Below are 17,207 nucleotides of genomic sequence, written 5' to 3'. Positions count from 1 at the left end.
GTTCGCGCTGTGAAGCAGGCATTTTTCGATGGCTGCCAAAAGGAAATTTTATGGCTGAACGTGTTGTCGATCTTGGCTGGCTGCGGATCTTTCTGGAGGTGGGTCGCTCCGGCAGCCTGTCTGCCGCCGCATCGGCGCTCGGCTTGACCCAACCGGCCGTCAGTTATCAGATCCGCCGCATCGAAGAGCAGATGGGCGTGCCCCTGTTTCGCCGCCAGCATCGCGGCGTCCAGCTCTCGCCGGAGGGCCGGCGCCTGTTCGAGATCGTCGAGAAGGCGGTCGGGGGCGTCGATACGCTGGTGCGCAGCTTCCGCGTCGAGGCGGCGCGCCCCTCGGTCCGACTCAGAACGGACTATGCCTTCTCCGCTCTCTGGCTAATCCCCCGCATGCATGCGTTCCGGCTGCTCCATCCGGAAGTGGATATCCAGATCGTCGCCACGCAACGGCTGGATCGTGGCGCGCCGGAAGGCGGCGACATTGCCGTTTTCTTCGGGGCGCGAGACGAATTCGGTCCAGGAGCAACGTTGCTGTTGCCGGAAAAGGTCGTGCCGATCTGCACCAGGGGTTTTGCCGAGCGCCATGGCCCGTTCATCGACCCATCGCAGCTGGCGCGCGCCACGCTCATCCATCTCGATTCCGAGATGTCGTCGCCGTGGTTCGACTGGGAAAGCTATCTTGGGACATTCGGCATTGCCCGCGACAGCTATGCCGGCCATGGCGACCTGCGCTTCAATACCTATTCCCTGGTCGTGCAGGCAGCGCTCGGCGAGCAAGGCGTGGCGCTCGGCTGGATGGGGCTCGTCGATTCGCTTCTCACGGCACGTACGCTGGTGACGGCAGGTCCGATGCTGGAGGCACCGGAGCGCGGCTACTGGCTCCTGCCGCCGGCAGCGCCGAGCCCGCACGCGGAGCGCCTGGCTCAATGGCTGTTGGCGGAAGCGGCCATCGCCCGGCCGCAATCGCCTACTTCGCCGTGAGATCTGCGAGAAACGTCTCGCACCAGTGCAGGACGTCGTGCTCCAGCAGATAGTCCATCATGCCGCGCCAGCGTTCCTGCCGCTCCTGCAGCGGCATGTTGACGGCGCGGGCCAACGCGTTGGCGGTCCCATCGACGTCATAGGGATTGACCAGCAGGGCGCCGTGCAGCTTGCGCGCCGCGCCGGCAAACTGCGACAGCACCAGCACGCCGGGATCGTCCGGATCCTGCGCCGCGACATATTCCTTGGCGACGAGGTTCATGCCGTCGCGCAGCGGCGTCACCAGGCCAACCTTGGCGAGCCTGTAGAGACCGGCCAGGATCGGCCGGCTGATCGAGCGGTTGATATAGCGGATCGGCACCCAGTCGACCGTGCCGATGGCGCCGTTGACCCGGCCGGCCTGCTCGGCGACGGCATGCTGCATGGCCTCGTATTCCGGCACTTCCGAGCGCGATTTCGGGGTGATCTGCAGATAGGTGACGCTGCGCTGGTGGGCGGGGTTGTTGGTGATGAAACGCTCGAAGGCGTCGATGCGCTGCGTGATGCCCTTGGAGTAGTCGAGCCGGTCGACGCCGAGAATGAGGTCGCGGCCCTCGATGCTCTTCCGCGCCTTGTGAACCATGCTGTGCGATGCGGCCTTGCGGGCGAAGGCGGCGAAGGCCGCCGTTTCGATGCCGATCGAATAGGCGCCGCCGCGGAAATCGTGGCCGTGAGCACTGAAATGTCCGGGGCTCTTCTCGATGCCCATGCCCTCGCGCTTCAGGCAACCCGCGAAGTTCTCAAGGTCATGGTCGGTCTGGAAGCCGAGCAGATCATAGGAGGAAAGGCCGCGCATGATTTCCTCATGCACCGGCATGGCCCGCACGACGTCGGCCGGCGGCCAGGGAATGTGCAGGAAGAAGCCGATCCGGTTCTTCAGTCCCATCTGCCGCAGTTCCGCCGCCAGCGGAATGAGATGATAGTCATGCACCCAGATGATGTCGTCCGGCTCGATCAATGGCGCGAGCCGATGGGCAAAAAAGCGGTTGACGCGGAAATAGCCGGTCATTTCCTTGCGCGCATATTCGGCAAGGTCGAGCCTGTAGTGGCAGATCGGCCAGAGCACGCGGTTGGCAAAGCCCTGATAGTATTCTTCGACATCGGTCTGCGTCAGGTCGGTCAGGGCGTAGGTGATATTGCCGTCCTGCGTCATCTCCAGCGGCTCCGGTTCGGCCTCGCCGCTGGATTTGCCGGACCAGCCCATCCAGATGCCGCCACGCTCGGCAAGGGCGGCCTGCAGCGCCACGGCAAGGCCGCCGGCGGCTGCAGCGCCCTTGTGATCGGGCACGGAAACGCGATTGGAAACAATGATGAGACGACTCACGGATTCTTCCTTTCGAGAAGGCTGGGCGGGCGCTGAACTGATCGACGGATTACTTGACGAGCGTTCCCAGCACGTCTCTTAAACGCGCAGGCGAGCCAATGGATGCACGCGCCAGCGTTTTTCCATTGGCATCGCCGATGCGCACGGATTGGCCCCCGAGACGGTTGGCGGCGGCGAACATCGTCTCGTCGGTCACGTCGTCGCCGATTGCGATCGGACGTCGCCCCTCGAAGGGCGCTTCGGCAAGGAATGCCTCGACGGCATGTCCCTTGCTGGCGTGGGCAGGGCAGATTTCAATCACCATCTTGCCGCGCTGAAGGCTCCAGTCGGGCCCCGCGTCCTCCAGATGGCGCTGCATGGCTTCGCCGATTTCGGCCTCGTTTGCGGGCGCATGCCGAAAGTGGACCGCGACCGCGGCCCCCTTGTCCTCGACGATGGCGCCGGGCCAGGCCAGAGCTTCGCGCCGGATGACCTGCTTCATCTCCTGGAAGGCGGGTGGAACATGCGCGCGCCGCAGTCTTCCGCCCGCATCGCGCCGCTCCGCGCCATGCAGGCCGGCGACGGGAAAGCGGAAAGGGGCAAAGAGCGGATCGACGAACTCGATGGCGCGACCGGTCACCAGAGCCAGGGCGCCGCCGAGCTGGCGGGAGAGCGCATGAAGCGCGCCGGGCAGATAGTCGGGTACGACGATCGCCTCCGGCCGTTCGGCAAGATCGAGCAGGGTCCCGTCGATATCGAGGAACAGGGCCCAATCCTGGGGATACAAGGAGAGTGCCGTGAGTGCCGGTTCGTTCAGCGGCCTCGGTTTGGCGTCACCCTGCTCGGGCTTTTCCTGAGAAGACATGCAGGGGTAGTTAAGGCGCTCTTCCCGTTCGGCAAGGAAAAAAACGAAATTGCCATGGAGAGGATGAGCGGCGCTCCTCTGGAGCCGCCGGCATATTGGCGGCCACGGACTCTAGGAATGCAAAAGGGGCCGCCTTAAGCGACCCCCCATGAGTTTTGGCCCGTAACTGGCCTGAAGCGGTAAACGCTTCGGGAAGGTGTTGATCAGAGCGAGGGCTGCCTCGCAACGTTCACGACCATTTCCATGCCGTATACAAAGACCGAAATCTCACTAGACATTGGATCACCTTCCTTTCGTTACGTTTCAGACAAGATAAACGTAGCTCAAATTCGACTCGATGCAAGAGCTTCGACGTCAGGAAGTTTCACACTTCTTGTCGCAGCGAAATGCTCGGCTTTGCCATATCTGTGCGCAAGGCCCTGTCCTTGCGGGCTCACGAAGAAAATACTGCGATGTCAAACGTGATCGGACGAAGCGTCGCATATCTGTCATTTTGCGCGCTGCGGGATGGAAAATTAAGACTTTATTACCCATTCCGCATAAACAATCGTCCAAGATTTGCCATTCTCCCGCGGGACTGGAAGACAGCGGGAAATCGGAGTGAAAGACGCATGTGTCGCTGGGCAGCCTATCGTGGAGACCCCCTCTATCTGGAGGAGCTCGTGTCTTCGCCCGCCCACTCCCTGATCGAGCAATCCCATTGCGCCACGCGCGCCAAGACGGCGACCAACGGCGACGGCTTCGGCATCGCCTGGTACGGCGACCGGCCGGAGCCCGGCCGCTATCGCGATATCCTGCCGGCCTGGTCCGACTGCAATCTCAAGAGCCTGGCGCGGCAGATCCGCTCGCCGCTCTTCCTCGCCCATGTCCGCGCGGCCACCGGCGGCGGCACGCGACGCGACAACTGCCATCCCTTCGTCTTCGAGAACTGGTCGTTCCAGCACAATGGCCAGATTTCCAATTTCGACCGCCTGCGCCGACCGATGGAAGCCATGCTCGACGACGGGCTCTTCCATGCCCGCAGTGGCACGACCGATTCGGAACTTCTTTTCCTGCTCGCTCTGCAATTCGGCATGGCGGCCAATCCGATTGCCGCTATGGCGGAAACCATCGGCTTCGTCGAAGGTCTTTCGCTCCATCTGACCGGATCGGTGCTGGTGCGCTTCACCGCCGCCTTTTCCGACGGCAAGTCGCTCTACGCCATACGATACGCGACAGACCGCAAGGCGCCGACGCTCTATGCCTCGCCCGTCGGGTCAGGCAATTGCCTGGTTTCCGAACCGTTGAACGACGACGTCGATGCCTGGCGCGAAATTCCCGATGGCAGCGCCGTCATGATCGACGACACCGGCGTCCATGTCTCGCCCTTCCAGCCGGAGGAGCGTGCGCGCGTCGAGCGCCAGCCGGCAACCGCTATCCCTGCTTGAATTGCTCGGCGATGAGGGCGGCGAGCCGTACCGCCACTTCATCCTTGTCGAGGTCGGGCCACTGCTCGACGCCGTGATGGCTGATGATCTTCACGCGGTTTCGCGTACCGCCCATGATGCCGGTCGCGGGTGAGACGTCATTGGCGACGATGAAGTCGGCGCCCTTGCGCTCCAGCTTCGCGCGGGCATTGCTCTCGACATCCTGCGTTTCGGCGGCAAAGCCGACGACGAGCTTCGGCCGTTGCGTATGATGGCCGACGGTTTTCAATATGTCCGGGTTTTCCGTGAGCGCCAGCGTCGGGATCGACTCGCCCGGATGTTTCTTGATCTTCTGGTCCGATGCGGAGGCGACGCGCCAGTCGGCAACCGCAGCCACCATCACGGCGATATCAGCCGGAAGGGCCGCAAGCACGGCGTCGCGCATTTCGTCCGCCCGTTCGACATGGACGACATTCAGGCCGGCCGGATCGGGTATTGTGACGGGACCGGAAACGAGGGTGACGTCGGCGCCGAGGGCCGCAAGTGCGGCCGCGATGGCATGGCCCTGCCGTCCCGACGAGCGGTTGGCGATGTAGCGCACGGGGTCGATCGGCTCGTGCGTCGGCCCAGAGGTGACGATGGCCTTCTTGCCGGCAAGCGGCTTGGCGCCGTCATCCAGCCGCAATTCGGCGGCGGCGACGATGTCGAGCGGTTCGGCCATGCGGCCCGCGCCGGCCTCGCCACTTTCGGCCATTTCGCCTTTCATCGGCCCGATGAAGGCAATGCCATCGCCGCGCAGCGTCTCGATGTTCCGCCTGGTTGCCGGATGCGCCCACATTTTCGGGTTCATGGCCGGTGCCGCCAGAACGGGCCGATCCGTGGCGAGCAATATGGTCGAGGCGAGATCGTCGGCCAGCCCGTTTGCCATCTTGGCGAGCAGGTCGGCCGTTGCCGGCGCGATCAGAACCAGGTCGCAGTCTCGCGCCAGCCGGATATGGCCGACATCCTGCTCGTCCTGCCGTGAAAACAGATCGGTGAACACATGATCGGCGGCAAGCGCGCCGACGGCAAGCGGCGTGATGAACTGCTGCGCGCCAGCCGTCATGACGGGCCGCACGCTCGCGCCGCGCTCGCGCAGCCGGCGGATGAGATCGAGGCTCTTATAGGCCGCGATGCCACCGGAGATGATGAGAAGGATGCGCTTGCCTGCGAGAACCATGCCTGAACCCGTCGCCTGTACTTTTGGCCGCAAGCCTAAGCCTTTGGCGGATAATAGGCAATCGCGGCATGTGTCCTTCGCGGCCGGCGTGTCGTTGCGTACAGCACAAATGGCCCGTCGCGCCGGTATTTCCATGGGCTCATCACATCGGCATCAACTACTTGTCATTTGCGGGAACCTTCGGTCTCGACAAAAGTGAACACGTTAACAATCGAAGGAGTAACGCCTTGAAACTGATGAAAGTCGCGATGATCGCCCTGCCAATCATGGCCGCCGCCATGCCGGCTTTTGCCGAGCGCGCCTATTCGCCGCAAGAGCAGAAGAACAAGGAGATCGTTCTGGATTTCTACCAGAAGGCGCTGAACGACAAGGATTTCGACGCGGCCTCCAAATATCTCGGCAAATACACCCAGCACAATCCGATGGCGGCCGATGGCCCCGAAGGGCTGCGCGGCTTCATCGAATACCTGAAGAAGAATTATCCGCAGTCGAAGAGCGAGATCAAGCGCGTGATGGTCGATGGCGACTACGTGATCCTGCGCGTCCATGCCGTTCGCCAGCCGGGCGACCGTGGCAGCGCCATCGTCGATATCTTCCGCGTCGAGGACAACAAGATCCAGGAGCATTGGGACTCGGTGCAGCCGATCCCCGAGACATCGAAGAACAACAATACGATGTTCTGAGTGCCCATTGTTTCAGGGAGGAGGGGCCTCTCTCCTCCCTGAAAGATCGTTCCGCAACGGCGCTCACGCTTGCGGGCAAGCTTTGTGCTTAGAGCGTGCTCATGCCGCCGTCGATAATCAGTTCGCTGCCGACGGTGAAGGTGGATTCATCGGAGGCGAGGAAGACGATTGCCTTGGCGACCTCGCTCGAATTGCCAAAACGGCCGGCAGGGATCTGGCTCTGGATCTGGGCGCCCATCGCCTTGGCATCGGCTTCCGAAAGACCGAACTTGCTGTGGAGCGGCGTTGCGATCGGGCCGGGGCTGACCGCGTTGACGCGAATACCGCGTCCGATCAACTCACCCGAAAGCGTCTTGGCGAGCGTCAGCAAGGCACCCTTGGTCAGTGCGTAGACGCTCGAATTCGGCATGCCGACATGGGCGTTGATCGAGGTGTTGAGAACGATCGAGGCCGGATTGGAGAGGATGGGCAGCAGGGCCTGAACCAGGAAGAACGGGCCTTTCACGTTGACGGCGATGGACTTGTCGAACGCGGCCTCACTCCATTGTTCGAGCGGGCCGAACTCCGCAATGCCGGCATTGACGAAGAGAATGTCGAGATGGCCGAAGGCTTTCTTGACGGCTTCCGCCACGGCCTTCTGGCCTTCTGCATTGCCGGCGTCGGCCTGGATGACGAGCGCCTTGTCGCCAAGCTCCTTGCGGGCGGCTTCGATGCCGGCGGCGCTGCTGCCGGTGACTGCGACGCGCGCGCCCTCGGCGATGAATTGGCGGGCCGTTTCCAGGCCGATGCCGCTGGTGCCGCCGGTGATGAGTGCGGTCTTGTTCTGCAGGCGTGACATGATCTTGTTCCTCAAGGGTTGGGAGGACGGTGCCTCCGTTGTTTCCGTTGAGAAACATATGGCCTGAATTCATCGTTCGGATTAGTCTGTGAATGATGGAATTCGAATTCGGAGTTTCCGAACGATGTTGAAGATTGACGGGATTGTCGCTTTCGTGGCCGTCGCCGAGGCGGGATCGATCAGCGAGGCGGCGCGACGGCTACGCCTGTCGAAATCCGTCGTCAGCGAGCGGCTGTCGGAACTGGAAAAGACGCTGGGGGCTATCCTGCTGCATCGCACCACCCGCAAGCTGACCCTGACGGAAGATGGCACGGCGTTTCTGGAGCGGGCAATCCGTATCGCGCAGGAGGTTCGCGAGGCCGCAGCCGATCTCGCCGAGCGGCGCGGCACGCTGATGGGGCCGCTGCGCATTGCGGCACCCGTCACCTTCGGCCGCATGCATCTCGGGCCTGCCCTCTATCCGTTTCTCGCCGATCATCCGGATATCGAACTGACGCTCGATCTCGACGATCGTCGCGTCGATGCCGCATCGGATGGCTATGATGCGATCATCCGTCATGGCCTGATTGCCGACTCGCGCCTTGTCGCATGGAAGCTCGCCCGCAGCCGCCGCTTTCTTGTGGCATCGTCGGATTATCTGAGCCGCCACGGCATGCCCGCTTCCCTATCCGATCTCGAGAACCATCGCGGTATTTTCTACACCAATCGCGGCGTGGCGGATTGGCGGTTCCAGGGGCCGGACGGCGCCGTCGTCATCAGGGGGAAACTGGCATTCGGCGTCAACAATGGCGATGTCATTCACGACGCGGCCCTTGCCGGTCTGGGGATCGCATTGCTGCCGGCCTTCATCGCGGGGCCTTCGGTGAGGGAAGGGCGGCTTGTCGAGATCGATGTCGGCTACCGGCCGGAGCCGGAGTTCATCTTCATGGCCCATCCCGAGGGGCGCAATCCCTCCGCAAAGCTCAGAGCCATCGCCGACCATCTGAAGAAGGCATTCGGCGACCCGCCCTATTGGGAGCGGGCGTAATTCCAGCAAAAGCGTGACATGGTTTGCGCCCGGAATTGCGTGAAAACGGATAGCTGTGCGACTACGCAATGAGGCTCATCAGATTGGCGATGACGGGCGACCGCTGCGCCTTGAGGCTGGCAAGGCCGAGACGCGCCACGACCGGCGGCCCGTCGATCGGCCGATAGGCCACGCCGTCGAGCTTGATCTGCGCGATGGACGCCGGAACGATGGAAACGCCGAGATTGGCTGCGACGAGATTGACGACGGAGGGGATCTGCGGCGCCTCCTGCGTCACCACGAGCTCGAAGCCCGCGTCGCGGCAAGCCCCGACGATATCGTCATAGAGGCTGAGCCCGACCATGCGCGGGAAGAGAATGAAGGGCTCGCCGGCCAATGCCGCGATCGGCACGCGCTCCTTCTTCGCCAACGCATGATGCGCCGGCAGCGCTATCAGCATCGGCTCGTCGGCAAAGCGCTTCAGGCGCACGTCGCGCGGATCTTCCAGGCCGGGCCGGATGAAGGCTGCGTCGATCTCGCCGCGCACCAGCTGTTCCATCAGCGCATTGGTGTTCATCTCGGTGAGTGAAAGCCGCACTTCGGGCCAGTGACCGCGAAACTCGCGGATGGTCGCCGTGACGATGGTGTTGAAGGCGGAGGACGCAGTGAAGCCGAGCGACAGGCGGCCGATCTCGCCGTGATTGGCGCGCTGGGCGGCCAGTTTTGCCTTTTCCGCGGCATCGACGGCGGTTCTTGCCTCGGCGAGAAAGGCCTCGCCGGCCGCCGTCAGCTCCGCTCCGTGCGGTACGCGGTGAAACAGTTGCGCGCCCACCTCGTTTTCCAGATCACGGATCTGTTGGCTGAGCGGCGGCTGGCCGATACCGAGATTGGCGGCGGCACGGGTGAAATTTCCTTCTTCCGCAAGCGCCAGAAAATAGCGGATATGACGCAGCTCCATCGCTATCTCCAAAAGCTATCAAGATCGCCTGTTCCATATATTGGACTAATGAGGCTGACCTGACTAGATTTCAAGGCAAGAAAGGTTGGATGCCCCGATGTTCCGCGCCGCCAGCAAGCAGCAAACCACTGCTTCCGAAGTCCCCTCCCGTCCCGAACTGACGCTCGTCAGGAACGAGCCGCCGGCCGAGCCTCGCCAGTTCCTCACGCGCGGCACGCCTGCCTTTCGCCGCGCGACCATAGCGCTGTTCCTCTCGGGCTTTGCCACCTTCTCGCTGCTCTATTGCGTGCAGCCGCTGATGCCGATCTTCGCCGAGGATTTCGGTGTTACGCCCGCCGCAAGTTCGCTGTCGCTCTCGCTTTCGACCGGCTTCCTGGCTTTTGCGATCTTCGGGGCGGCCGCCGTTTCCGAAAGTCTCGGCCGCCGCAGCCTGATGTTCATCTCGCTGCTGGGCGCGGCCATCTGTACGCTCGTCTGCTCGGTGTCGCCGAGCTGGCACATGCTGCTCGTCGTCCGCGCGCTCGAAGGATTCCTTTTGGGCGGCGTGCCGGCCGTTGCCATGACCTATCTGGCCGAGGAGATCGAGCCGCGCGGCCTTGGCGGCGCCATGGGTCTCTATATCGCCGGCAATGCCTTCGGCGGCATGGCCGGGCGTGTCGTGACGGGCACGATCGCCGAATCCTTAAGCTGGCGGCCGGCGCTGGCCGCCGTCGGCATTCTCGGCCTGATCGCCGCCATCGGCTTCCTCTATCTTCTGCCGCCGTCGCGCAACTTTACCCCGCGCAAGGGCTTCGATGCCGCCTTCCATGCGAAGGCCTGGGGCGGCCATTTCGGCAATGCGGCGCTGCCTCTGCTGTTTGCCATCGGCTTTCTCGTCATGGGCTCCTTCGTCACGGTCTATAACTATGCCGGCTTCCGTCTCGTTGCCGATCCCTATGACCTCAGCCAGAGCGAGCTTGGCCTGATCTTTACCGCCTATCTTTTCGGTATCGTCGCTTCCTGGGCCGCCGGTCTCCTCGGCGATCGCATCGGCCATTTCGTCGTGTTGCCGGTGGGTGTGCTGATCGCGGCGCTTGGCGCGGCGGTGACGCTTTCCAGTTCCCTGCCGCTCATCATTCTCGGCATCGTTCTGGTGACGATCGGCTTCTTCATGACCCATTCCGTCGCCAGCGCGCTGGTCGGACGGCTGGCCCATGGCTTCAAGGGCCATGCCTCCTCGCTCTATCTGCTCGCCTATTATCTCGGCTCCAGCATTGCCGGCTCGGTCGGCGGCTATTTCTGGCTCGCCGATGGCTGGAATGCCGTGGTTGCCTTCATCCTCGTCATGCTGGCACTGTGTCTCGTCAGCGCCCTTGCCGTTGCCCGGCTGGCGCGTCGTTGAGGCCGGAGGCCGCCATGATCCGCATCGACCGTCTCGATCATCTCGTGCTCACGGTTGCGAGCATCGACGAGAGCTGCGATTTCTACGCCCGCGTTCTCGGCATGGGCATCGAAACCTTCGGCGAAGGCCGCAAGGCTCTCACCTTCGGCAATCAGAAGATCAATCTGCATCGCGCCGGGCATGAGTTCGAGCCCAAGGCCGAGCGGCCGACGCCGGGCTCGGCCGATCTTTGCTTTATCAGTAGCACGCCGCTGGACGGTATCGTCGCCCATCTGCGGGCCGAGGGTGTCGCGATCGAGGAAGGCCCTGTCCGCCGCACCGGCGCGACCGGCCCCATTCTCTCGGTCTATTTCCGCGATCCGGACAGCAATCTGATCGAAGTCTCCAACATTGTCTCCTGAGACCACACCGTCCCGCTGCCAGATCGCGCCCTTTTAAGGCTTGGCCCCGAACAGGCTTCTTGACATGCAGCCCATCGATCTGTACTTAACCAGTAAGTTAATTAACTTCATGGTTTGTTATTCGCATGGACGCATTGAGCATGACCCTCTCGGCCCTGGCCGATCCGACCCGTCGAGCGATCCTGGCGCGGCTGGCGGGCGGCGAGGCGTCCGTCTCCGAGCTTGCCGAACCCTTCGACATGTCGCTGGTCGCCGTATCCAAGCACCTCAAGGTGCTGGAGAAGGCCGGTTTGATTTCAAAGGGCAGGGAGGCGCAGTGGCGGCCCTGTCGGTTGGAACCCAAGCCGCTCCGGCAGGTGGATGACTGGCTCGAAAGCTATCGCCAGTTCTGGAACGACAATCTCGATCGTCTGGAAGACTACGCGGCGCTATTGCAAAAGGGAGAGATGGATGAGCCAAGCAAATGACGATCGCAACATGCGCCTGCCGCGCGAAATCGTGCTGACCCGCGAGATTGCAGCGCCCCGCGCCTTGCTGTTTCGCCTTTGGACGGAGCCGGAGCACCTGATGCGCTGGTGGGGGCCGCAGAACATGACGGCGCCGTCCGTTTCGGTGGATCTGCGCGAAGGCGGCACCTGGCGGCACTGCATCCTCACGCCGGAAGGCAGGGAGTATTGGAGCCACGGACGCTATCTGGAGATCATCCCGCCCGAGCGCCTCGTCTTTTCCTTCGCCTGGGAAAACCCGGAGGGCAGGCCGGAGCATCCGATGCGGGTCACCGTGGAATTCCATGAGCTCGGCGAGAAGACGCGCCTCGTCTTCCGCAAGGTCGAACTACCCGACGATACCGAACTGAAGCTGCAGACCGGCGGCTGGGAACAGGCCCTCGACAAATATGCCGCCTATGCGGAAGCCTCCTCAAGGGAAGGATGAGCGAGATGAAGAAGACTTATCATGGAAGCTGCCATTGCGGCGCCGTCGCTTACGAAGCCGATCTCGACCTGCAGGGCGGCACCTTCAAATGCAATTGCTCGATCTGCAAGAAGAAGCGCAACTGGCTGGCAGTTGCCACACCGGCCGATTTCCGCCTGACCTCGGGTGAAGACAACATTGGCGAATATCAGTTCGGCACGCGCATCCTGCATCATCTCTTCTGCAGGAATTGCGGCATCAGTTCCTTCAACTGGGGTGAAAATCCGGCGCTCGGCGGCAAGTTCTATGCGATCAGCATCAGCTGCCTGGACGATGCCAGCGACGAGGAGCTTGCCACCCTTCCCATCGGCTATTTCGACGGCCGCGACGACCGCTTCGATCGTGCGCCGGAGGAAACACGGTATCTTTAGCCGTCCGGCAGCGACTCCCAGTCTTCGAAACGCAACCGGTGAACGAGCTCGAACTCTCTGACATTCCGCGTAATCAGGATCAGATCGCGGGCGACAGCTTGTCCCGCGATCAGAACGTCATAGGCGCCGATCGGCGTGCCGAGAGAAGCAAGAGATGCGCGAATCTCGCCAGCCCTGCGGGCATCTTCTCTATCGAAATCCAGCGTCTCGAATTGCAGAGCTTCCACGCGCGCAAGGTTTTCGGCAGTACGCTGTCCTTTATAGGCCCCATAGAATAATTCGTGGATGACGATAGAGGGAACCGCGAAATCCTGCGGCTTGTGTCTGCGAAGCTCGTTCACGAAGCCGGTATGTCCCTTCATCAAAGCGATAACGGCATTGCTGTCGAGCAGGTACTTCACTTGAAGATATCCAGCTCAAGGTGTTGCTGCTCGGCCGGCTCCTCCTCGGTGGCTTCTACGAAGTCTCGATCGACCGGCCCTGTAACAGCTTCCAGCCAATCCCAATCCTCGGCGATCGGCTCCAGAATGATTGCCTTCCCCTGCCGGCGGATGCGCACTTCCTCGCCATCGAGGCGGAACTCCTTCGGTAAGCGCACGGCCTGCGAGCGGCCGGACCAGAAAATCTTTGCAGTGTCCATGCCATGACTCCCTTGAGATATGACATTGATATATAGCAAGGGAGCAGTGATTTCAATTCGAGGCGTTATGATCCCGACTTTGTGGCGAGCCAGATGACGTGACGCGCGCCCGTCTTGCCGTTGGCGCGCGTATGGACCACCTCGGCGGCAAAGCCACTGTCGCGCAGGCGTTTCGTGAAACGCTCGTCGGGTCCTGACGACCACACCGCCAGCACACCGCCGGGGCGCAGTGCATCGCGCGCCGCCTTCAAGCCCTGATAATCGTAGAGGCCGTCATTGGCCTCCGACGTGATGCCGTCGGGACCGTTGTCGACGTCGAGCAGGATGGCGTCGTAGGTCGCCTTGTTCCCACGGATGAGCGGCCGGACATCGCCTTCGTGGATGGCAACGCGCGGATCATCAAGGCAGCCATCAAAGAGCGTTGCCATCGGCCCGCGCGCCCATGCGACGACGGCAGGAACCAGTTCCGCAACCGTCACCTTGGCGTCCGTAGCGAGTTCGCCGAGCGCCGCACGCAAGGTAAAGCCCATGCCGAGGCCGCCGATCAGGATATGCGGAGCCTTCCGGCCGTTGATCTTCTCGCAGGAAAGCGTCGCAAGCGCGCGCTCCGAGCCGCTCAGCCGGCTGTTCATCAGCTCGTTGGTGCCGAGCATGATGGAAAATTCCTGGCCGCGCTGCTTCAGGCGCAGCTCGCCGCCACCGGGGATTTTCGCAGTGTCGAGCAAGGTCCAGGGGATCACGGGCAATTCTCCAAAGCAATTCCAGGAAAGGCGTGTAGCGGTTTTCCGTCCGGAATTGCATGTAAAACAGGTCGTTACGAATTGCCCGGGACCATAGTCTTTCGATGTCGCGAATAACAGATGCGCCTATCCCAAACGGATATAGGGCACGTCTTTTTTCGCAACTTCATCCAGCGCCTCCTCATAGCCGGCGTCGGCATAGCGCATGACGCCGAGCGCGGTGTCGTTGGTGAGCGCATGGTCGAGCCGTTCGTCGGCGGCTCGCGTGCCGTCGGCGACCACGGTGACGCCGCAGCTCGTCATGTAGCCGGCATAGCCGCCACCGCCGGAATGAACGACGACGAGATCGGCCATCGACGAGCAGAGCATCATGGCGTCGATCAGCGGCCAGTCGGCGATGGCGTCGGAGCCGTCCTTCATGCCTTCGGTCATGATGTTCGGATGCGCCATGGCGCCGGCATCGAGGTGGTCGCGCGAAAACGCGATCGGGCCTTTAAGCTCGCCGGCCGCCACTAGCTCGTTGACGCGGCGGGCCAGCGCCGTGCGCTCGCCATGGCCGAGCCATGCGATACGCGCCGGCAGCCCCTCGAAAGGCACATGCTGGCGGGCGAGGCGGATCCAGTTGGTGATGATCTTGTTGTCGGGGAACATCTCCAGCAGCAGATCGTCGATGCGGGCGATATCGCTTTCCTCGCCCGAGAGAGCCATCCAGCGGAACGGGCCGATGGCGCGGCAGAAGAGCGGCCGCAGATAGGCTTCGGTGAAGATCGGTATATCGAAGGCGTTGGCGACGCCGCCTTCCTTCGCCTGGGTGCGGATGAGGTTGCCGTTGTCGAAGACTTCCGAACCCTTCTTCTGGAAGTCCAGCATGGCCTTCACATGCTCGACGATCGAGGCGCGGCTGGCGGCCATGAGCTGGCCCTGGCCGTCCTCGCGGAGATCCCTGACCTGTTGCAGGTTCATGCCCTTCGGCACATAGCCATAGACGAGATCGTGGGCCGAGGTTTGGTCTGTGACGATATCGGGCACGATGCCGCGTCGGGCAATCTCGGGGTAGATTTCGGCGGCATTGCCGACGAGGCCGATGGAAAGCGCCCGCTTTTCCTTGACGGCCGCATCGATCATCGCCAGCGCGGAATCGAGATCCGGGGCGATTTCCTGCAGATAGCCGATTTCCTGGCGCTTCCTGGCGCGCTCCGCATCGATATCGACGCAGAGGATCGCCGCACCGGCCATGCGGCCTGCGAGCGGCTGCGCGCCGCCCATGCCGCCGAGACCGGCCGTCAGCACGAAACGGCCGAAAAGATCGCCGCCGAACCGGCGTTCGGCGATGCGCATGAAGATTTCGTAGGTGCCCTGGATGACGCCCTGGCTGCCGATATATTGCCAGGCGCCGGCCGTCAGGCCGCCCCAGCAGATCAGGCCCTTGCGCTGCAGCTCGTAGAAGACCTCGGCCTTCGCCCACTGCCCGACGATGTTGCAGTTCGCCATGATAACAAGCGGCGCCTTGTCATGCGTGCGGATGAGGCCGATCGGCTTGCCGGACTGGATGAGCAGGGTCTGGTTCTCATCCATCTCGGTCAGAGCCTTGACGATGCCCTTGTGCGCCGCCCAGTTGCGCGCCGCCTTGCCGAGGGCCGCGTAGACGACGAGATTATCCGGGTCTTCGCCGACGGAGAGCACGTTTTCGAGCAGGCGCAGCAGAGCTTCCTGCCGCCAGCCCTTGGCGCGCAGCTCCGGGCCGCCCGGAATCGGGAATTTCGGATGACGTGGATTGGCTTTCGGCATGGAAATTCCCTTCCCTGTTTTCTTTGTTGGTGGTTCCAAGGGGCCGGATGAGGGGGGCGCGGCACATGCCCGTCTTCGCTTTCGCTCAGCCGCTCGCTCTTTTGTCGCTCGGCCCCCTCATCTGTCCTTCGGACATCTTCTCCTCGCTGGGGAGAAGAGGAATACTCGTTCATTTCGGCGGCAGGCCTTCGACGAAGTCCAGCGCGGCCAGAAGCAGCCGCTTGCGCAGCATGTCGTTGCCATAGGCCCCCGGTCCGGCGCGGACCCAGCCCTGTATTTCGCGGCTGCCCGACAGCATGGGTTTGATATCGGGCAGTTCCAGCGCCCAGGTATCGTTGCCCTTGCCGAGGCGGATCAGCATCCCGTCGTCACGGGCGCCGCATAGGAGATGACCGTTGAGCAGAAAGGCCCAGCCGCCGAACATCGCTTTCTCGCTGAGTCCGGGGCGTTCCCTAAGCTCTTCTCGCAGCAATTCCTCGAGTCCGGCGTCGCGGCCCATTCAAGCCTCCTGCGCCCCTTAGCTCTTCTTGCCGGCCAGAGCGTATTTGGCGATCTCGATCCCCATGGCCTTCTCGACGGAGGGATAGACCGTGGGGTCGAGCACGCTGGCAGACAACGGAATGATGTCCATCGGCACATGCAGGATGAAAACCTTCATGCCCTCGTGCAACTGGCCGACGCTCAAGGGCTCGCCCTCCGGCGAGAGCGTGGTGATGACGGAGGGGAAGGTCGCGAGACGCTTGCCGCCGGCATCTTCCACGGCCATGTACTCGTTCATCACATGCATGACGACGGCCTTGTCGCCGCTGCCGACCGTGATGGTGCCGATATCGAAGGCTTCCTTCGTGTAGACGACATCCTTTTTGGTGATCGTCCCCTCGGCCAGGATATGGCCGCCGGTCGTCTTGCAGATGGCGTCGATGACGGCGCTGCCGCCCTTCTTTTCCGCCTCGATGATCGCTTCGCCGAGGGCGAGCGCCATGGAGATGCCGCCGAGCGCCGCATGCGTGCGGACGTAAGAAGCCCGCAGCGGGTTGCGACAGGAGGCAATGAAACCGCCGGACTGGTCGGATGCCGCGCGCAGGATCGGCGAAATCTTCGCCGTCGCACCCTTCACGACCAGCTCGATATAACGGTTCTCGGCGCGATTACCGCCGACTGCGGTCTGGATCATCTGTTCGGGCGAGCCGGCCATGCCGATCGAGCCCATGTCGCCGGTCGGATGGGCGCGGATATCGCCGACCGCGTCCACGACCTTCGTTCCAAGGATGGCCGACGGCAGCCAGCCGTTCAGCGTCGAGGACTTGCCGTTCTGGCCGATGATGAGGCCGGAAAGCTTCTCGCCAAGCTCGTCCTGAAGCAGCTGCGCGGCTTTCACGTAGTCGATGCCCTGCATTTCCCAGGGGGTGGTGGAGGCCGGCGCTCCGATGGCGGCTGCCGTGGCGATCCAGTCGTTGTCGTTGAGCTCATCGATCGACACCAGCTCCGGTTTGCCGACATTGACGGCCGCATAGCCGAGCATGCGGCCGTGATCGGCCCAGCCGCCGCCGCCGGCGGCATAAACGGAGCCGCCCTTGACGGCCGCTTCCACATCCTTGGCAACGAGTACGCGTCCCATTG

At 62.8% G+C, this 17,207-nt stretch carries 20 protein-coding genes; 9 read left to right on the top strand and 11 right to left on the bottom strand.

Features of this window, described 5'->3' with window-relative positions; genetic code table 11:
- The first annotated feature begins 50 nt into the window (after positions 1-50).
- Positions 51-977 (top strand): choline sulfate utilization transcriptional regulator, encoded by a 927-nt coding sequence (locus GR212_RS02805; protein ID WP_163984921.1) that lies wholly within the window; start codon positions 51-53, stop codon positions 975-977.
- On the opposite strand, the gene otsA is transcribed toward GR212_RS02805, so the two are convergent.
- Together otsA and otsB are read right to left on the bottom strand one after the other, a co-directional pair.
- Complete coding sequence (gene otsA / locus GR212_RS02800) at positions 964-2,340, bottom strand: alpha,alpha-trehalose-phosphate synthase (UDP-forming) (protein WP_163984920.1); 1,377 nt, start codon at positions 2,338-2,340, stop codon at positions 964-966. The two genes, GR212_RS02805 and otsA, sit on opposite strands and share 14 nt — an antisense overlap.
- 49 nt (positions 2,341-2,389) lie before the next feature.
- Complete coding sequence (gene otsB, locus GR212_RS02795; protein WP_163984919.1) at positions 2,390-3,184, bottom strand: trehalose-phosphatase; 795 nt, start codon at positions 3,182-3,184, stop codon at positions 2,390-2,392.
- Positions 3,185-3,795: 611 nt separating this feature from the next.
- Between otsB and GR212_RS02790 the strand changes: the two genes are divergently transcribed.
- On the top strand, positions 3,796-4,611 hold the full coding sequence (locus tag GR212_RS02790) for a class II glutamine amidotransferase (RefSeq protein WP_163984918.1): 816 nt from the start codon (positions 3,796-3,798) through the stop codon (positions 4,609-4,611).
- Here GR212_RS02790 and coaBC read toward each other — a convergent pair.
- Entirely contained in the window at positions 4,598-5,809 is a 1,212-nt protein-coding gene (gene coaBC / locus GR212_RS02785; protein ID WP_163984917.1) for a bifunctional phosphopantothenoylcysteine decarboxylase/phosphopantothenate--cysteine ligase CoaBC, read from the bottom strand. The genes GR212_RS02790 and coaBC overlap by 14 nt on opposite strands.
- A 236-nt stretch (positions 5,810-6,045) precedes the next feature.
- Between coaBC and GR212_RS02780 the strand changes: the two genes are divergently transcribed.
- Positions 6,046-6,492 (top strand): nuclear transport factor 2 family protein, encoded by a 447-nt coding sequence (locus GR212_RS02780; RefSeq protein WP_204326255.1) that lies wholly within the window; start codon positions 6,046-6,048, stop codon positions 6,490-6,492.
- 88 nt (positions 6,493-6,580) lie between these two features.
- On the opposite strand, the gene GR212_RS02775 is transcribed toward GR212_RS02780, so the two are convergent.
- Positions 6,581-7,330 carry an SDR family oxidoreductase gene (locus GR212_RS02775; RefSeq protein ID WP_163984915.1) on the bottom strand — a complete coding sequence of 250 codons (750 nt, stop codon included), beginning with the start codon at positions 7,328-7,330 and terminating at the stop codon, positions 6,581-6,583.
- A 124-nt stretch (positions 7,331-7,454) separates the two neighbouring features.
- Here GR212_RS02775 and GR212_RS02770 point away from each other — a divergent pair, with 124 nt between their 5' ends.
- On the top strand, positions 7,455-8,357 hold the full coding sequence (locus GR212_RS02770; protein ID WP_163984914.1) for a LysR family transcriptional regulator: 903 nt from the start codon (positions 7,455-7,457) through the stop codon (positions 8,355-8,357).
- Between the two features lie 61 nt (positions 8,358-8,418).
- Here the strand turns inward: GR212_RS02770 and GR212_RS02765 are convergent, their stop codons facing one another.
- Complete coding sequence (locus GR212_RS02765) at positions 8,419-9,294, bottom strand: LysR family transcriptional regulator (protein WP_163984913.1); 876 nt, start codon at positions 9,292-9,294, stop codon at positions 8,419-8,421.
- A gap of 97 nt (positions 9,295-9,391) precedes the next feature.
- Here GR212_RS02765 and GR212_RS02760 point away from each other — a divergent pair, with 97 nt between their 5' ends.
- The 5 genes from GR212_RS02760 to GR212_RS02740 all read left to right on the top strand — a co-directional run bounded on the left by GR212_RS02760 (position 9,392) and on the right by GR212_RS02740 (position 12,419).
- Positions 9,392-10,675 (top strand): MFS transporter, encoded by a 1,284-nt coding sequence (locus GR212_RS02760; protein ID WP_163984912.1) that lies wholly within the window; start codon positions 9,392-9,394, stop codon positions 10,673-10,675.
- 14 nt (positions 10,676-10,689) lie between these two features.
- Positions 10,690-11,076: a VOC family protein gene (locus tag GR212_RS02755; RefSeq protein WP_163984911.1), complete on the top strand. Its 387-nt coding sequence runs from the start codon at positions 10,690-10,692 to the stop codon at positions 11,074-11,076.
- A 125-nt stretch (positions 11,077-11,201) separates the two neighbouring features.
- Entirely contained in the window at positions 11,202-11,543 is a 342-nt protein-coding gene (locus GR212_RS02750; RefSeq protein ID WP_163984910.1) for an ArsR/SmtB family transcription factor, read from the top strand.
- Positions 11,527-12,009 (top strand): SRPBCC family protein, encoded by a 483-nt coding sequence (locus GR212_RS02745; protein ID WP_163984909.1) that lies wholly within the window; start codon positions 11,527-11,529, stop codon positions 12,007-12,009. The genes GR212_RS02750 and GR212_RS02745 overlap by 17 nt, the downstream gene beginning before the upstream one ends.
- A 5-nt stretch (positions 12,010-12,014) precedes the next feature.
- Entirely contained in the window at positions 12,015-12,419 is a 405-nt protein-coding gene (locus GR212_RS02740) for a GFA family protein (protein WP_163984908.1), read from the top strand.
- On the opposite strand, the gene GR212_RS02735 is transcribed toward GR212_RS02740, so the two are convergent.
- The 6 genes from GR212_RS02735 to GR212_RS02710 all read right to left on the bottom strand — a co-directional run bounded on the left by GR212_RS02735 (position 12,416) and on the right by GR212_RS02710 (position 17,205).
- Positions 12,416-12,820, bottom strand: coding sequence for a PIN domain-containing protein (locus GR212_RS02735; protein WP_163984907.1), 405 nt, complete (start codon positions 12,818-12,820; stop codon positions 12,416-12,418). The two genes, GR212_RS02740 and GR212_RS02735, sit on opposite strands and share 4 nt — an antisense overlap.
- On the bottom strand, positions 12,817-13,059 hold the full coding sequence (locus GR212_RS02730; RefSeq protein WP_163984906.1) for an antitoxin: 243 nt from the start codon (positions 13,057-13,059) through the stop codon (positions 12,817-12,819). The genes GR212_RS02735 and GR212_RS02730 overlap by 4 nt, the downstream gene beginning before the upstream one ends.
- A 65-nt stretch (positions 13,060-13,124) precedes the next feature.
- The gene (locus GR212_RS02725; RefSeq protein WP_163984905.1) at positions 13,125-13,799 is read right to left on the bottom strand and encodes a hypothetical protein; all 675 of its coding nucleotides are present in this window, start codon (positions 13,797-13,799) and stop codon (positions 13,125-13,127) included.
- Between the two features lie 126 nt (positions 13,800-13,925).
- Positions 13,926-15,587: a urocanate hydratase gene (locus GR212_RS02720; RefSeq protein ID WP_163984904.1), complete on the bottom strand. Its 1,662-nt coding sequence runs from the start codon at positions 15,585-15,587 to the stop codon at positions 13,926-13,928.
- Between the two features lie 169 nt (positions 15,588-15,756).
- Positions 15,757-16,086, bottom strand: coding sequence for a TfoX/Sxy family protein (locus GR212_RS02715; protein WP_163984903.1), 330 nt, complete (start codon positions 16,084-16,086; stop codon positions 15,757-15,759).
- An 18-nt stretch (positions 16,087-16,104) separates the two neighbouring features.
- Entirely contained in the window at positions 16,105-17,205 is a 1,101-nt protein-coding gene (locus GR212_RS02710) for a DUF917 domain-containing protein (RefSeq protein ID WP_163984902.1), read from the bottom strand.
- Positions 17,206-17,207: the final 2 nt, after the last annotated feature.

This window comes from Martinezella lusitana (assembly GCF_010668395.1).
In the GTDB taxonomy this organism is placed as follows: Bacteria; Pseudomonadota; Alphaproteobacteria; order Rhizobiales; family Rhizobiaceae; genus Rhizobium; species Rhizobium lusitanum_A.
The sequence above is the reverse complement of the archived record's forward strand: the minus strand, read 5'-3'. Positions and strand labels throughout refer to the sequence as shown.

Excerpts from the sequence above, each read along its gene's own strand:
- GR212_RS02760 (WP_163984912.1), top strand. The coding sequence starts at position 9,392 with ATGTTCCGCGCCGCCAGCAAGCAGCAAACCACTGCTTCCGAAGTCCCC.
- coaBC (WP_163984917.1), bottom strand. The coding sequence starts at position 5,809 with ATGGTTCTCGCAGGCAAGCGCATCCTTCTCATCATCTCCGGTGGCATC.
- otsB (WP_163984919.1), bottom strand. The coding sequence starts at position 3,184 with ATGTCTTCTCAGGAAAAGCCCGAGCAGGGTGACGCCAAACCGAGGCCG.
- GR212_RS02790 (WP_163984918.1), top strand. The coding sequence starts at position 3,796 with ATGTGTCGCTGGGCAGCCTATCGTGGAGACCCCCTCTATCTGGAGGAG.
- GR212_RS02730 (WP_163984906.1), bottom strand. The coding sequence starts at position 13,059 with ATGGACACTGCAAAGATTTTCTGGTCCGGCCGCTCGCAGGCCGTGCGC.
- GR212_RS02710 (WP_163984902.1), bottom strand. The coding sequence starts at position 17,205 with ATGGGACGCGTACTCGTTGCCAAGGATGTGGAAGCGGCCGTCAAGGGC.
- GR212_RS02765 (WP_163984913.1), bottom strand. The coding sequence starts at position 9,294 with ATGGAGCTGCGTCATATCCGCTATTTTCTGGCGCTTGCGGAAGAAGGA.
- GR212_RS02775 (WP_163984915.1), bottom strand. The coding sequence starts at position 7,330 with ATGTCACGCCTGCAGAACAAGACCGCACTCATCACCGGCGGCACCAGC.
- GR212_RS02720 (WP_163984904.1), bottom strand. The coding sequence starts at position 15,587 with ATGCCGAAAGCCAATCCACGTCATCCGAAATTCCCGATTCCGGGCGGC.
- GR212_RS02805 (WP_163984921.1), top strand. The coding sequence starts at position 51 with ATGGCTGAACGTGTTGTCGATCTTGGCTGGCTGCGGATCTTTCTGGAG.
- GR212_RS02750 (WP_163984910.1), top strand. The coding sequence starts at position 11,202 with ATGGACGCATTGAGCATGACCCTCTCGGCCCTGGCCGATCCGACCCGT.
- GR212_RS02745 (WP_163984909.1), top strand. The coding sequence starts at position 11,527 with ATGAGCCAAGCAAATGACGATCGCAACATGCGCCTGCCGCGCGAAATC.
- GR212_RS02755 (WP_163984911.1), top strand. The coding sequence starts at position 10,690 with ATGATCCGCATCGACCGTCTCGATCATCTCGTGCTCACGGTTGCGAGC.
- GR212_RS02740 (WP_163984908.1), top strand. The coding sequence starts at position 12,015 with ATGAAGAAGACTTATCATGGAAGCTGCCATTGCGGCGCCGTCGCTTAC.
- GR212_RS02780 (WP_204326255.1), top strand. The coding sequence starts at position 6,046 with ATGAAAGTCGCGATGATCGCCCTGCCAATCATGGCCGCCGCCATGCCG.
- GR212_RS02715 (WP_163984903.1), bottom strand. The coding sequence starts at position 16,086 with ATGGGCCGCGACGCCGGACTCGAGGAATTGCTGCGAGAAGAGCTTAGG.
- GR212_RS02770 (WP_163984914.1), top strand. The coding sequence starts at position 7,455 with ATGTTGAAGATTGACGGGATTGTCGCTTTCGTGGCCGTCGCCGAGGCG.